The organism is Paenibacillus aurantiacus, assembly GCF_042431225.1.
Classification (GTDB): Bacteria; Bacillota; Bacilli; order Paenibacillales; family Paenibacillaceae; genus Paenibacillus_Z; species Paenibacillus_Z aurantiacus.
In genome coordinates this window covers 89158-103282 of record NZ_JBHMDO010000008.1, presented here as the reverse complement: position 1 = coordinate 103282, position 14125 = coordinate 89158, and the positions used below count along the sequence as shown (strand labels likewise).

The window sequence follows — 14125 nt, the reverse complement described above, 5'->3', positions numbered from 1 at the left end:
CATACGTAAGCCATGCGAGGGAAACGAAACGAGGGCGCTTGGCCTCCCTGTCCTATCATCCTATTCACATCCGTGGCGCGGTAGACGCTCCTTGTCCCATTAAAGCGAGCTTCGCTCATGAGCTCACAGGCGGCGTGCTACAATCGGCCCAATTGCCAAGCATGCCATATTCGACATGATGCGACTATATTCCTGCCCCCGCGAGGGAAGAAATCCAATTTATTTACATCTCGTACATTTCTTTAAAAATATCGCAAGCCTTCCCGCTGAAAACAACAAAAACCGTTCCCCGCAAGATGACTTAAGCATCTTGGGGAACGGTTCGTCGCATGCGAAGCTGCTCGTCTATAAGGTATGGATAAACGTCTCGATTTTGTCCATCGCGACCTTCAAATTGTCCATCGTCGTCGAATAGGAAATCCGAATATACCCTTCCCCGTAAGTGGAGAAGGCCGATCCGGGCACGGCGGCTACCTGCTGCTGCTCGAGCAGCTTCGCGCAGAAGTCCATCGCATTGTCCGAATAACCGCCGATGTAAGGGAAGATGTAGAACGCTCCGCCAGGCAGCTTCGCGGCGAGTCCCATCTCGTTCAGGCGCTGATGGACGAAATTTCGCCGGACCTGGTACTCTTCGCGCATATAACGCGCGTCGTCCTTGCCCGTGGTGAGGGCGGACAACGCGGCGTATTGGCTGATCGAGCTCGCGCAGCTCACGTTATATTGGTGCACTTTGAGCATCTCGCGCGCGAGCGCCCGGTCGCCGAAAATAAATCCGATCCGGTAGCCGGTCATCGAGTGGGATTTGGACAAGCCGTTAATAACGATCGTCTTCTCCCGCATGCCCGGCCGGCTGGCGATCGACTCGTGGCGAATGCCGTCGTAGATCAACTCGCTGTAGATCTCATCGGAGATGACGTACAGCTCCTGGTCCTTCAGTACGTCCGCCAGCGCGTCCACCTCGTCCTTCGAGAGAACCGTGCCCGTCGGATTCGACGGATAGGAGAGGATGAAGCACTTCGTCTTCGGCGTGATATGACCGCGAAGCTGTTCGGGCGTCACCTTGAAATCCGTGGCGGTCGTATCGACGAGAACCGGCACGGCGCCGCATAACCGGATGATCTCCAGATAAGCCGGATAGGTCGGCGATGGCAGGATAACCTCGTCCCCCGCCTCCAGCAGCGTCGTCAGCGCGACGAACAGCGCTTGGCTCGCGCCAGCGGTGACGATCACCTCGTCCTGCGGGCTGTATGTCAGGTCGTATTTGTCCGCGACGAACGCGCTCGCCGCTTGGCGCAGCGCCAAAATGCCTTGATTCTCCGTATATGACGTCCGGTTGTTCGCCACGGCCTCCGCCACCGCTTCGCCGATATGCTTGGCCGGCGGAATATCAGGCTGTCCCAAGGTCAGCGAGATGACGTTGCTGTATTGGGAAGCCATGTTGGCGAGCTTCCGAATGCCGGACATTTCGATGCGCGTCACGCGCTCATTAATGTGAAGTGCCATCCCAGAATCATCCCTTTGTCGCTTGCTATGCTATGTGAACGATTGTGCTTATATTCAACGTTATGCCCCGAAGGGTTATCGCCCCAACCAGCTCAAGTACTGAACCAGCGTGTCGATGGCGACCGGAATCGCCCGCTCGTCCGGATTCAGCTTCGCATGGTGCAGGCCGTGCTCCGAATCGACGCCGAGCCAGAACATGAAGCCCGGGATCCGCTGGAGCAAATAGCCGAAGTCTTCGCCGGTCATGGACGCCTCGCATTCGATCAGCCGAATGTCTGGCAGCTCCTTCGCCCAGTCCATGAAAGCTCTTGTTACTTCGGGATGATTGTATACTTGCATGTAGTTCGCGCCGTAATCGATCGCGCTCGCACAGTTGAAGCTCACTTCAAGTCCTTGAAGCAGCGCCTCGATGCGCCCCTTGATGAGGGTCATCGTATCGGCGTCGAGCGTGCGGATCGTGCCTTCCAGGCGCACGCGGTCCGCGATGACGTTCTGTTTGAAGCCGCCGTCGATTTTGCCGATCGTCAGTACGGCTGGCTTGATCGGATTGACGTTGCGGGAAATAATCGACTGCAGCTGCAGCATGAAGTGGCTCATGGCTACCAAGGTATCGTGCGATAAGTGCGGGAATGCGGCATGGCCGCTCTTGCCCATGATGTCGATGAACAGCTCGCTCGTATTGGCGAACAGCGTGCCTTCTTTGATCGCAATCTCGCCGACCTTATATTCAGGGGCGATATGTAAAGCGAAGATATAGTCGAGCTTGTACTCATCCAACTCGCCGCTCTCCAGGAGCGGAAGCGCCCCGCCGGGACCTTCCTCTGCCGGTTGGAAAATGAAGACGAGGTTGTCGTTCATCCGGTTCTGCACGAAATGCGTCAACACGCCAAGGCCGATCGCCATATGGAAATCATGGCCGCACGCATGCATCATGCCTTCATGCGTCGACTTGAACGCAAGCCCCGTCTCCTCCGGGATTGGCAAACCATCGATATCCGCGCGATACCCGATCGTTTTGCCCGGATCAAGACCCGGAATGCGTACGATAATGCCGGTCCTCCACAGCTTGACCGACACGTCCGCAGCGCCAAGCGACCGGATATAGTCGAGCAGGTAAGCCTGCGTCTTGAACTCCTGATACCCCGCTTCCGGAATGAGATGCAGGTCTCGGCGAATATCGATGAATGTTTGATGGTTAGCCAACCGCGGTTCCCCCTAGCGCTTACAGATTGCGGAGATCTTTGACGATTTCCGTTTTGCTCTTCGTTTTCTCTTCGACTTCCTTGATGATGCGCGCCGGCATGCCGCCAACGACGACGCCCGGAGGTACGTCTTCCGTAACAACCGCGCCTGCCGCAACGACGGAGCCTTTACCTACACGGATGCCTTCGAGGATAACCGCGTTCGCGCCCACGAGGACGTTATCTTCGATAATAACCGGCGTTGCCGAAGGCGGCTCGATAACGCCCGCGACGACTGCGCCTGCGCCGATGTGGCACTGCTTGCCGATTTGCGCGCGTCCGCCGACGACCGCGTTCATATCGATCATCGTGCCTTCGCCGATGTGCGCGCCGATGTTGATCGTAGCGCCCATCATGATAATCGCGTTGTCTTCGAGCGTGACGCGGTCGCGGATGACGGAGCCCGGCTCAATGCGAACCTTCTGGCCGAGGAAGTTCAAGAGCGGTACCGTCGAGTTCGTTCTGTCGTACTCGAGCTCGTAGTATTCGACCGTGCTTTGGTTCACGATCTCTTGCACCGCGCTCCATTGGCCGATGACGATCGCGTTCTCTTCGAACTTGAATACTTTCACGTCCGGATCGTTAACGGTTACCGCGCCTTTAATGTAGGCTTTAACCGTTGTTTTCTTCGGGCTATTCTTGATGATATCGATTAGATCTTGGCTCATCGTTCATACTCCTTCGCATAAGGGAATTCTCTGTCATTCTACCAATCCCGAAAATCCGAATGCCATTCATTTTCTCGATAATTGTTTGCACATATCGCCTACGGCAGTCGGCGAATGTGTCGACCTGCCGCGTCATTTTGGCTGAATTGACGGATTTTGGGCCCAGAAGGCGCTTATAGTTTTCCCCGGCTTCGCAAGGAGTATGACATGGATTCATCTCTTGGCATGATGGAAGGTTAGCGTCGCAGGCTGGGCAAACGAAAACCCGACCTCGCGCGGTCGGGTCTAAGCTCACGGAGAGGAGACCATGCCGATCCTCTCCCGCAAGCGCTAGGCCAGGAGGACTCCATTCTCGAAGGTGTCCATTACCGCACCGGCAGCACCGCTGCATAATCAAAGGAAAAGCCTACGTTATTGGATGCGATCAAACTAGAATAGGGTGCGCCCATATGCCGTTGATAACGCACACCCCCGACCTTAGACATTACATAAATCCTCCTTTGACAAGGAGCTGTTCGATCTCCGGCTTCGCCAATAGGGTGTCGCACGAACTATACAGCCGTTTCGTTACGGCTGGAAGATGGTACGCGCCTTCCAGTTCGGGAATGGCAATTTGCGGCAGCATGATATAATATTGATTGTTATATTCGTATGTGGTTTGGCTTTCGAATTCGGAGTACAGCAGTTCATGAATCTTCTCGCCCGGACGAATGCCGATGTTCGTCACCGCGACATCACGGTGTCCGAACGCATCGATGAGCACCTCGGCCAGATCCATAATGCGGAAGCTTGGCATCTTCATGATGAAGGTCTCGCCGCCTTTGCCTTTCCCCGCGGCCCAAATCAGCAGCTCGATCGCTTCTTCCTTGGTCATGAAAAATCGCGTCATCGCCTGGTCGGTAATCTCCACCTTGGATTTTCGCCGGATTTGATCTTTGAACAGATCGACGACGCTACCGCTTGTACCCAGCACATTACCGCCGCGGACGTTAATGAATCGTGTTTCTTTGCTCATCAGATTCGCCGATACGATCAGCTTCTCGGCCATCGCCTTCGTTAAACCATAGAAATTGGAAGGGTCCGCGGCTTTGTCCGTCGAGACGTTGATGACGCGCTTCACCCCGGCATCGAGCGCCGCTTTGATGACGTTCTGCGTGCCAATCACATTGATTTTGAGCGCCTCATAAGGCTGGATTTCACATACGGGCACATGCTTTAACGCCGCCAAATGGAAGACGTAGTCGACGCCGGCACATACCTCCTGCAGCCGTTCCGCATCCATCACGTCTCCAAGTTGAAACTTGATGACGCTGGAATCCAATTTGCTCTTCATACTAAATTGTTTATGTTCATTCCTAGAATAGACAATGATTTCGTGCGGGCTGCGGTGGAGAAGCTGCTGAACCAACTCCTCTCCCCATGAGCCGGTGCCGCCGGTCACGAGTATTCGTTTGCCTTCGTACATTAAGTTTCACCTCCGTGAAGTTTCATGTCATACTATGTGCGCAGTGACACTTTGTACACGTACACTTCCCCTTAATGAATACGCACATATTGGGAGACTCTGCAAGAAAAATGCCGCCCTCGCGGACATTCATCTCCCCATGATGACCGCTCTTTCTTCTCGTCTACCACTACACAGCCCCGAAGAGAGTGGATGGGCGCCTCTTGCAGCCCTCGCCGAAGACGACAAAAAGACCCGGCCTCTTCCGATGACCGGGTCTTCCCGCATGATCCATTTCTTCAACGTTCCGCTCACATGAACTCGCTCGACGAGATCAACCCGAGTCGCTTGGCCTCCACGATCGCCTCCGACCGGGAACGCACGCCCAGCTTCTCGAAGATTCGCGTCAGGTTGTACTCGACCGTTCGCTGGCTCATCAGCAGCTTGCTTGCGATATCCTTATTGCTGCTGCCGCTGGCTACTTCTTGCAGAATTTCCTGCTCGCGTTCGTTGATCGATACTTCCTCCAGCGCCTTCTCTTCCCGATCCTGCGGAAGCCGGATATCCCGGCGCCGAAGCTGCCGGAGCAGCTGCACGGGGATGACCGCCTCATCCCGAAGCGCGCAGCGAATCGCGTTGTGCAGCTGCTCGCGGGAGACCGTCTTGCTGATGAAGCCGCAGACGCCCGACTCGATCAACAGATTAAAGTTCGGGCTGATCTCATAACCCGTATAGATGAGAATCCGGTGATCCGGATTGATGCTGATCATGCGCTTGGTCAGCTCCAGGCCGCTGATGACCGGCATGTTCAAGTCGAACAGCATGACATCGAAGCTCTCCGTCTTCACCAGCTCCAGCGCATCCATCGCCGAAGGGAGGACGGTGACGCGCATGTCCGGATCTTGTTCAATCATATTCTTGGTGCCTTCCCCGACGGAAGGGTGATCGTCAACCAGCAAGATTCGAATCATCTAACATCCCACTTTCTATATCCATGTTGGCCGATTCCATCGGCAGCGTGATCATCACTTCCAGTCCGCTGCCCACCTCGGAGCGGAACGTAATCGTCCCCGCCAAGCTGCGGACCCTCTCTTTGATCCCGGACAGCCCCATGTGCTGGTAGGAATCGTTCAGCTTCTCCACGTCCAAGCCGACGCCATCGTCCGTGTAACGCAGATGCAGATCGCCCCGCTGCTCCAGCTCGATCCGGATGCGGGAGGCGTTGGCATGCTTGCCGGCATTGCCGAGCAGCTCCTGCACGATGCGGAAAATCGTCAGCGTCTGTTCGTCGGTCAGCTCCGCCGTCAGCGGCTTCTCCTCGAAATCGATCGCGTAGTTATTGCGGATTTGCGCCTGCTCGAACAGGCTGCGAAGCGCCTCGGTAATGCCCATTTCCTTCAGCAGCGGCGGACGCAGCTCGTTGCACGTCTCCCTGATCTGGTGGATGACATCAAGCAGACCTTCGCGAATCTCGGCCAGATCCCGCCCCAGATCGGCGGACATGTCGTGATCGAGCATGACGGCTTCGAGCTTGCGGTACCAGATCAACTGGTCCTGCAGGGCGGAGTCGTGCAGATCCGATGCCAGCTTGCGCCGCTCGTTCTCGGAAAGCCGGAAGATCAGGCGCAGCACCCAGGTCGGCGTCCCCTGCTGCTTGCGGATTTCCGATTCCAGGTCTCCGATCAGATTCTCGATCAGGTACAAATTCTCGTAGACGATAGCGCTGTAGTTGGCCAGCGTCTTCAGCCACCCCAGTTCATCCGGGTTATATTGCGTCCGGTTGTACTTCTCCCCGATCCACAGCACCTGATAGGTCGACCGCCGGTGTCCGATGATGACGCACAAGCCGCGGGTCACCTCAATGGCCGTCCCGACGGCCAGCCGGCGGGGAGAGGCCAGCAGCTCCAAAGCCAGGGACGCCGCGAAGTCGTCCTTGCGGGAATTAGCTTGAGCCGAAGCCGCCGCATCGTCTTGGTCCGCCTGCACTTCGAGAAACGCCAGCTCCTGCACCGGCAGGATGGAGCGAACCTCCTGCTCCAGCACCCGCTCCAGATCGGCCCGCTTCATGACGCGCGATATGCGCGAAGAGAAACGGTCCAGACTTCCCTGGAAATTATACAAATCTTTATTGAATTTCGGACGAAGGCGCTGATCCATATACTCCTTGCCGAACAGGAAGATCGTAATCAGGAGGTACACGACCAGAAACATCTGCACCCATTTCACCCACGAGTAGTTGTGCTGATTCATGATCAGGACGGCAAGGCCGGTAATCAGCAGCGTCGGGAAGAAGGCAATAATGGTATAGTACAGCATGCGGCTGAGCAGGAAATCGATGTCGAAGAGCCGCTTGGTCGTGAACATATATAAGTAGACGGCCGGAAGCCCGATCAGACAGACGGCTGCCACATCGGCCGGAACAACGACTAGACCGAACAAGCTCGGAATGCCGAACAGCAGCAGAAACGGCAAGAAACCGACCACATGGCCGATCAGCGTAAATTTGAACAACGACTTCAAATGGTCATGCCGGTGACGGATAAACTTCTCAATCAGTTTGTAGAAAATATAGGCAATGCCCAGCACGAAGGTGAGCATCAAAATCAAGGATGCCACAGATTGCAAGCGTGGGTGCAAATGGCCAGATAGCTCAAGTAGCCTTATGGCTCCGTTCACGACAATCAGCCCAAGCCCAATCCAGACTACTCGATCCGGCATCAAACGCTTCTGGATCTGCTGCTTCAGATACGTATTGAGGAATAACAAAAACGAAAGCGGCACGATCGGGAATGTAAAGGTAATCACCAGCCGGCCGACCGGGTCCAACCTCGTAGAAGAAAACGCGCTGAAATACGCAAGACCGATCGACAGGAAGAAAAGAATCAAGTACCCGGCGGCCCGGTCCTGTCCTTTACGGACGTAGACGAACACCGAGAACGCCACGAACAGCAGCATGGTGCCGAGCGGGATGATCAGATGCAGCACCAGCTCGCGCGTCGGTAGCCCCTTCTCCACAGACAGCGTAATCGCGTCGCTTCCGCCGTCAGGCAGAGGGCGAATCACGCTAACTTCATCGGCCTGCTCGATCCGGTCATATTGACGCACGAAGAACGAACGACCGGGCGACTCACCGTTCACCGAAACGACCCTATCCCCAACCTGTAGACGCCCCTCCCCCCAAAAGCCTTTTTCCACTTTCGCCACGCTGTATTGCCCATCCGTCCCCTGCTGAAGGTCCACGCCAATTACCCGGTTATGATAAATATTCAGGGCGAGGTAGACCGTCAGCAGCAGAATAGCCAGTGTATACAAAGGTGCCTTAACCTTGCTTATCAAATGATTCGCTCCTTCATAATTGTCGTCCCGCTTAATCCCACATAGCCAAGCGGGCAAGCCCTTCCTTCCCGTCCCCCTTCAACACGTCGACGAGCGCCCGATGTTCGGTATCGCTAAGTCCTGCCAACTGCAGCTGTCCTGACTGAATACGCAGCAACGATCCTGGATCTTGCACCAAAGCTTGAATCATTTCCTTCAACATGATTGCGTCCCCCCGATTCGTGTTTAAGAGGCGTTCCTCTTAATTCCACTATAGCAAGACACCTAATTTCTGGAAACGAAAACCAATCTCGTATTTCCCGCAAACGTGATTGCGGGGCGTTGCGTGGTTTGCGGTAGGCTGCAGCAGATGCGGCAGACTGCTCATCCGATGCCCCTGGCGTGCCCTGTCCGGGATGCACGGCTCGACGCATTTGGCCTCATTCGGCATGGCTGAAGACAAGGATAGCAGACGCGGGGGCGTTCAGGTCAGCATGGCTGGCGCCATGCGTCCGCCCCATGCCTACTCGGCAAAGGCTAGCATCTGGTCCTTCCATCGGGACTCCAGGTTCATCTTGCCGACAAGCTCCAAGTACCGGTAATAATGCGTCCGCATGCGTACGGAGGTGTACAGCAGCGTCCCCGTCTTCTCCAGCACCCGCTCCCACTCGTCGCGTCGGTGAAGCACCTCTTCGACGGGCAGCCGGCCCTCGAAATAGTGCGCGACCCACTGATCCTCCTCGGCTAGCGATTGCAGCAAATACAGCGTGGGCAGCGTCCGCTTGCGGTTCAGAAAATCGTTCTTGCGATCCCAGCTCAGCAGGTCGCGAATGTCGTTCTTGATTTGCGCCGCGATGCCGAGCTCCTCGGCGTAGCTCCGCACCTGATCCACCCATTCGCCGGTGGCGAGCAGCGTGCCGATCATGCAGGCCGACACGAGCAGCGCGGCCGACTTCTGGGTAATCATCGCGATGTATTCCTCTTCGGTCGCCACCGCGTTCAGCAGGTCGGTCGTTTGGCCGTGGATGGCGGTCAGCACCTGCCGGTTCAACACCTGTACAGCCTGCTGGATGCGCTCCGGCGGGAAGCCGCTCGTCAGCAGCAGCTTCTGGGACACGGTCAAGAAGCCCAGCGCGATATTAAGCGCGATCTCGGGGGCGAATCGGCTCCAGGGCACGCTGTGGTTATCCCGGTCCTGCAGGTCGTCGATCATATCCAAGCTCAGAATCATCAGCTCCACGGCCGCAGCCGCGCGGTAAATCCGGTCGTCCCCGCCCGCGAACATCCGATAGTGGAGCACCGTCATTTTGCCGAACAGCAGCGATTCCCCCAGCTTCTCCTCGACGCAAGCGTACGCATGGTCATACAATTGCGGCATGACAAAATACTGCTTCAGGCAGCTTCTAAGTTCGCTCTCTATATGCTGCGCCAGACTTTCCATCCGTTAACCTCCCATTGGCATGATACGCGTCATGGATGTAGGCGAATGCCGGTCTGCGTATATATTCTCTCATGTAAACTTATTCCATGGCGGCACCCTTTTTCCTCCCAAAACTGGCAGGAGCGCGCAAGAAAAAAGCCCCTCCCGTATTCGATCATGGGAAGGACTTTCACTTACGCGCCGCACTCCGACGCGAGCAGATCGCGCAGCATGCCGCTCATCTCTTCAGTTGTTAATTGGTAACGCATTCCCTCGCGCACCGCCTCGCGGAAAGCGCGCCGCACCTTCGAGCTCGCCCACTCCCGCGCTCTTGCCTCCTGGACGCTGCCGACGAAGGTGCCCAGACCTGCGCGAATCGTCAGCAAGCCTTCCCGCTCCAGATCGAGATACACCCGTCGCACCGTAATCAGGCTGCATGCCAGCTGAGCCGTCAGCTCCCGCAAGGAAGGCAGCGGCGTGCCTGGCGCCAGCTGGCCGCTCAGAATGAGACCGCGCAGCTGATCGCGAATCTGGGCGTATAACGGCTGCTCCGCCGCCTTCGACACCGCAATGGGGAAGGGCGGAGCCGTGATGCCCGCCACGCGCTCCTCGCCGCCTCGCATCCGATTAGACGGCACGCTCGAAGATCAGCTCGAAGTAGGTGACGGTGCCGAAGCCGTGCGTGCCTGGCGCGAAAATTTGAAACAGCTTCCAACCCTCGCGAGCATGCGCGTGCACGATGTCGTGATAATTCTCCTCCGGCTTGCTTTGCAATATCCCCTTCAGTTCAACTTTGACGAATTTATATTCGAACATCGCTATTCCTCCTCATGAATAATTAGACAAGACAATACGACATCATAGAAGCCATCCAGGCCAAGCAGCTCGTTGGCCCGCTCGTCGTAGAACGCAAGCGTCGGCGCAAGCGCGATCCCGGTGCCGGCCATTCCGGCGGCAAGCCGTTCTGTCAGCCGTCCGCCCTCCAGCAGACTCAGGCGATAGCCGCGTTCGCCGAACAGCTTGAGCGAGCGGTTGATGTTGGCCGTCACGAAGACCGCTCCCCGCGCCGGCTGTGAGACATAGGCCGGGTCGAACAAGGCCGAGACTCGATCGCTCTCCACCGTCTTGACCCGCTCGAGGAGCGACTCGAACGGATTGCAGTAGAACAACTCGAATCCGCCCGTGTCGCGGCTGCGGGAGACGACGTATACTTCAGGCGAATCCAGCTTCGCGCCTCCCGCCTCCCGGAATAATTCGAAATCCAGGAAGGGCACCGCCTCCCGCTGCAAGCACGCCAGCCGCTCCAGGATCGCGGCGGCCAGCGGATGATCCCGCAGCGTGTCCGATGACGGATGCCTGGCGGCCGCGAAGTATCGCTTGGCCGACGTCGTCTCTATGTTCATCTGCGTGAACAGCCGTTTGAGCATCTTCATCCGCGTGCGGGTCAGCACGTCCAGCTGCGGATAATGATTGGAGTTGGCGTGATACGTTAGTGCCAGACGGTCCTCTTCGACCTCATGGTCGGAACGCCAATCGATGAATTTCATTTGCATGCACGTCACATCCTCGTAAGTAGTGGACAGCCGCGGATCAAGGGAACGGATGCGGGCTGATGTTCAGCTCTTGCGGCTCGATCGGACGGCTGCGCAGACCGAGCTCGACCGGCGTATCGTAAATCCGTCTGCTCGTTACCAGCCGCTCGCCTTCGCTGCGGGGCAGCTGAATCGTGCCGGGCACGATCATTTTGACGACATGCAGGCCAAGCTCCCGCGCGTCGTCTGTCGTCAGATCCACGCACAGCGCCTCCAGACCTCGGCTCTCCAGCCGCTCGACCAGGCGGGCGAGCCGCCGGGATTCGGTGTCCGGCACAGGGGCGGCCTCGCGTCCAAGCGGACGAATCTGATTGGAGGCGACCGTGAATGCCAGCTCTTCGCTGGCGAACGGCTGCTCGTAGTAAGGGAGCCTTAGCCCGTAGTCCGTGACTTGGTGGGGCAGCAGCGACGGAATGGTCCTCGCATAAATTTGACTTTTGTTGCCGATGAACAGCTGGGATACCTCCATCAGCGTCTTGCGCACCGCATCCTCAAGCGTCAGGCGGGCAGAGCCGCCAACGGACACCTTGCCGTCGCTCGTTCGCAGCAGGCCGAAGGCGGACGGAATACCGGTATCGCCAGTGGTGTCGACGATATCGAGCGTGAAGCGCGATTCGTCCAGCAGCTCGCGGAACGGCTCCGCGACAGGATGATCGCGAATATCGATCCGAGGCAGCGACAGCGAGTTGTACCACATCATCATGAACGCGTCGCGTTCGATGATCTCCAGCAGCCCGCCGATCATCGCCTGCTCGGGCGTCGAGCCTGCCGCCGAGCCGGTCATCAGCCCGAAGCAGATCGCCTCTTCATCCGCCGACAAGGGCTGATAGGAATCCCAGGCGATCGCGGCCGGCACCCATTTGCGAAGACCGGTGGTCAAGCTCTGGCTGGACACCCACCGGATCCGGGAGCGCTCGGTGAACGGCTGGTAAGGGAACTGCCACCGGCTATGCTGCTCGGACGTGAAGAGCGGCAAGTCGTCCGGATGCAGCGCCTCCTCGCGCAGTTCCTCCCAGGACGCGAGCAGCGTCCGCTCCGGCACGACGTAGGCCGCGCAGTAACGCTCCACCGCTTCGGCGACCGCCGAAATATTCGCTTCCGCAAGCGTGGTGCCCATGCCGCTGGCGAAGAAATCGATGAGCCCGTGCCGTCCGCCGCCGAAGCTCTTCGGATTGGCCGGCGCCGCAAGGCTCAAGAACAGTCTCGGATCGCCCGGCTCCGGGCTGATGTTCATCAGGCCGCGCACGATCCCCCCGTGCGGGCTGATCGCCTTCGCCAAGGAATCCGGCAGCTCGGCGGCAAGCCCCCGGCGGCTCGCCCCGCCGGCAGCTCCGCGCAGGCCGCGTACCATGACGCGGCTCATAGGCTGTGCACCAGCTCGGCCTCGCGCCACGGCTGCGCCGCCAGATGAGCCTGGTGACGGACGCCGCAGGATGGGCAGGTCGGCAGCTTGTAGACCGGGTTGACGTCGCCTTGCAGATGGAACGCGTCGAATTCGATGACGTGGCCGAGCGATAGCGGCGAGAAATTATTCGTGTGTCGGGATACCCACTTGATCGTCTCCATCGCCGCGATGGCGCCGATGAGCGACCAGGATACCGCGAAGCGGTTCTCCTTATGCATGAGCGGCGGCACCCCGTTGGAGGCGCATCGCAGCTCCAGGCAGGCGAAGCAAGCCGTCACCTTCGGAATGATCAGCGGACCGATGCGCCCGATCGTATGGGAGAACTGCACCGGCAGCCAGGTTATTCCTTGCTTCAGCGCGTAGGCATTAAAGGCGCTTCCGTGCTTCTCCGCTTGGAGGACGAGCACAAGGTCCGACCGCGCATCGATCTCCTCGGGCTTGGCGGCGAGCTTCACCTCGATGTCCAGCCCGCGCAGCGCTTCCTCGATCGCCTCGGAGCCGCCGCCGGATGCGGCATCGTTCAAGATCGTGACGAACGCGCTCATGCCACCCCGCCTTTCTCCAGAATGAGGCAGCGCACGTTGCCCTCGCCCTCCAGGTTGTAGTTGTGCGTCTCGACGACGCGCAGCGGAGAAGCTTCGATTGCGGCCAGAATGTCCGCTTCCGGGAAGAACTTCTTAAAGGTCGAGCCGAAGTACCGCTTCGTCTCGCCTTGCTGGATCACTTCCGCGTAGAAATTCATGACCGCGCTCTGCGACTCCAGGTTCTCCTCCTCGCCCATCAGGACGAACTGCTTGTGCTCCGGCCCTAGGTTGAGCGTAATGCCGTTGACGCGCCCGCCGCGCACCGCCTCGTTGTGCCGCTCGTTCGAGAGGACGTAGTCGAACACGAACCTGCCTCCCTCTTCGAGATGCTCATGCACGGTCCGCAGCATCCGCTCCACGTCCGCGCGTTCGCGCAGCAGACTGATGCTCGTCGCCGACAGAAGGATGAGCGGGAATTTCTCCCCGAGCTCGAATTGCGTCATATCCCCCTGCGTCACGTCGATCCGGCTGCGCAAGCGCGGCGGGAGCTGCTCCTGCTTCCTGCGGCACAGCTTCAGCATATCCGCCGACAAGTCCAGCCCGACCGCTTGGAAGCCGCGATTGGCCAGATGCATCAGTATCCGGCCCGATCCGCACGCCAGCTCCAGCACCTTCCCGCCTTCGGCCTTGAGCTTCGCCTGCTCCAGGAGGAGCGGAATATCGTAATCGGTGCGGCCGGCCACCGCTTCATAGAATTCGGAATAATACCCTTCGTACAAATCAAAATCGTGGCTGTTCGGCATATTCAAATCGCGCAAATCCTTGAACATTCCAAAATACATCCTCTTCATCCTCCTTTGGCGGGCATGGCCCGGGATCGGTATCGCGGTATGGGAGCCAGACGCAGACCTGCGTCCGGCATGAATGACTTATTCGCCGCCTCGGATTGGCCGAAGCGCTTCGTCTGCCGGCAGACAGCACTTGCAAGATCGTAATGATGATAGATGTAGTCC

14 protein-coding genes are annotated in these 14125 nt (G+C 58.0%); all 14 read right to left on the bottom strand.

Features of this window, described 5'->3' with window-relative positions:
* Positions 1–345 precede the first annotated feature (345 nt).
* The 14 genes from ACFFSY_RS03720 to mpaM all read right to left on the bottom strand — a co-directional run bounded on the left by ACFFSY_RS03720 (position 346) and on the right by mpaM (position 13954).
* Positions 346–1503 carry an aminotransferase class I/II-fold pyridoxal phosphate-dependent enzyme gene (locus ACFFSY_RS03720; protein ID WP_377490072.1) on the bottom strand — a complete coding sequence of 386 codons (1158 nt, stop codon included), beginning with the start codon at positions 1501–1503 and terminating at the stop codon, positions 346–348.
* 75 nt (positions 1504–1578) lie between these two features.
* Positions 1579–2706 (bottom strand): N-acetyldiaminopimelate deacetylase, encoded by a 1128-nt coding sequence (locus tag ACFFSY_RS03715; RefSeq protein ID WP_377490069.1) that lies wholly within the window; start codon positions 2704–2706, stop codon positions 1579–1581.
* A 19-nt stretch (positions 2707–2725) separates the two neighbouring features.
* Positions 2726–3412 (bottom strand): 2,3,4,5-tetrahydropyridine-2,6-dicarboxylate N-acetyltransferase, encoded by a 687-nt coding sequence (dapD, locus tag ACFFSY_RS03710; protein ID WP_377490066.1) that lies wholly within the window; start codon positions 3410–3412, stop codon positions 2726–2728.
* Positions 3413–3896: 484 nt separating this feature from the next.
* Entirely contained in the window at positions 3897–4877 is a 981-nt protein-coding gene (locus ACFFSY_RS03705; protein WP_377490063.1) for a polysaccharide biosynthesis protein, read from the bottom strand.
* A gap of 290 nt (positions 4878–5167) precedes the next feature.
* On the bottom strand, positions 5168–5827 hold the full coding sequence (locus ACFFSY_RS03700) for a response regulator (protein ID WP_377490060.1): 660 nt from the start codon (positions 5825–5827) through the stop codon (positions 5168–5170).
* Positions 5805–8192, bottom strand: coding sequence for an ATP-binding protein (locus tag ACFFSY_RS03695; protein ID WP_377490057.1), 2388 nt, complete (start codon positions 8190–8192; stop codon positions 5805–5807). Before ACFFSY_RS03695 ends, ACFFSY_RS03700 begins: the two co-directional genes overlap by 23 nt.
* Before the next feature lie 31 nt (positions 8193–8223).
* Positions 8224–8394, bottom strand: a complete 171-nt coding sequence (gene comX, locus ACFFSY_RS03690) for a competence pheromone ComX (protein WP_377490054.1) — start codon at positions 8392–8394, stop codon at positions 8224–8226.
* A 300-nt stretch (positions 8395–8694) separates the two neighbouring features.
* Positions 8695–9612: a polyprenyl synthetase family protein gene (locus tag ACFFSY_RS03685; protein WP_377490051.1), complete on the bottom strand. Its 918-nt coding sequence runs from the start codon at positions 9610–9612 to the stop codon at positions 8695–8697.
* Between the two features lie 173 nt (positions 9613–9785).
* Positions 9786–10193, bottom strand: coding sequence for a GntR family transcriptional regulator (locus ACFFSY_RS03680; RefSeq protein ID WP_377490048.1), 408 nt, complete (start codon positions 10191–10193; stop codon positions 9786–9788).
* A gap of 25 nt (positions 10194–10218) precedes the next feature.
* Positions 10219–10407 (bottom strand): DUF4177 domain-containing protein, encoded by a 189-nt coding sequence (locus tag ACFFSY_RS03675; protein ID WP_377490045.1) that lies wholly within the window; start codon positions 10405–10407, stop codon positions 10219–10221.
* Positions 10408–10409: 2 nt separating this feature from the next.
* Positions 10410–11144 carry a nitroreductase family protein gene (locus tag ACFFSY_RS03670; protein WP_377490042.1) on the bottom strand — a complete coding sequence of 245 codons (735 nt, stop codon included), beginning with the start codon at positions 11142–11144 and terminating at the stop codon, positions 10410–10412.
* Positions 11145–11181: 37 nt separating this feature from the next.
* Positions 11182–12546 carry a SagD/YcaO family ATP-dependent cyclodehydratase gene (locus ACFFSY_RS03665; RefSeq protein WP_377490039.1) on the bottom strand — a complete coding sequence of 455 codons (1365 nt, stop codon included), beginning with the start codon at positions 12544–12546 and terminating at the stop codon, positions 11182–11184.
* A complete protein-coding gene (locus tag ACFFSY_RS03660) occupies positions 12543–13133 on the bottom strand; it encodes a TOMM precursor leader peptide-binding protein (RefSeq protein WP_377490036.1) in 591 nt (196 codons plus the stop codon). Before ACFFSY_RS03660 ends, ACFFSY_RS03665 begins: the two co-directional genes overlap by 4 nt.
* Positions 13130–13954: a daptide-type RiPP biosynthesis methyltransferase gene (gene mpaM, locus ACFFSY_RS03655; protein WP_377490033.1), complete on the bottom strand. Its 825-nt coding sequence runs from the start codon at positions 13952–13954 to the stop codon at positions 13130–13132. The genes ACFFSY_RS03660 and mpaM overlap by 4 nt, the downstream gene beginning before the upstream one ends.
* Positions 13955–14125: the final 171 nt, after the last annotated feature.

Excerpts from the sequence above, each read along its gene's own strand:
- ACFFSY_RS03705 (WP_377490063.1), bottom strand. The coding sequence starts at position 4,877 with ATGTACGAAGGCAAACGAATACTCGTGACCGGCGGCACCGGCTCATGG.
- ACFFSY_RS03665 (WP_377490039.1), bottom strand. The coding sequence starts at position 12,546 with ATGAGCCGCGTCATGGTACGCGGCCTGCGCGGAGCTGCCGGCGGGGCG.
- ACFFSY_RS03700 (WP_377490060.1), bottom strand. The coding sequence starts at position 5,827 with ATGATTCGAATCTTGCTGGTTGACGATCACCCTTCCGTCGGGGAAGGC.
- ACFFSY_RS03720 (WP_377490072.1), bottom strand. The coding sequence starts at position 1,503 with ATGGCACTTCACATTAATGAGCGCGTGACGCGCATCGAAATGTCCGGC.
- ACFFSY_RS03685 (WP_377490051.1), bottom strand. The coding sequence starts at position 9,612 with ATGGAAAGTCTGGCGCAGCATATAGAGAGCGAACTTAGAAGCTGCCTG.
- dapD (WP_377490066.1), bottom strand. The coding sequence starts at position 3,412 with ATGAGCCAAGATCTAATCGATATCATCAAGAATAGCCCGAAGAAAACA.
- comX (WP_377490054.1), bottom strand. The coding sequence starts at position 8,394 with ATGTTGAAGGAAATGATTCAAGCTTTGGTGCAAGATCCAGGATCGTTG.
- ACFFSY_RS03670 (WP_377490042.1), bottom strand. The coding sequence starts at position 11,144 with ATGCAAATGAAATTCATCGATTGGCGTTCCGACCATGAGGTCGAAGAG.
- ACFFSY_RS03675 (WP_377490045.1), bottom strand. The coding sequence starts at position 10,407 with ATGTTCGAATATAAATTCGTCAAAGTTGAACTGAAGGGGATATTGCAA.
- mpaM (WP_377490033.1), bottom strand. The coding sequence starts at position 13,954 with ATGTATTTTGGAATGTTCAAGGATTTGCGCGATTTGAATATGCCGAAC.
- ACFFSY_RS03660 (WP_377490036.1), bottom strand. The coding sequence starts at position 13,133 with ATGAGCGCGTTCGTCACGATCTTGAACGATGCCGCATCCGGCGGCGGC.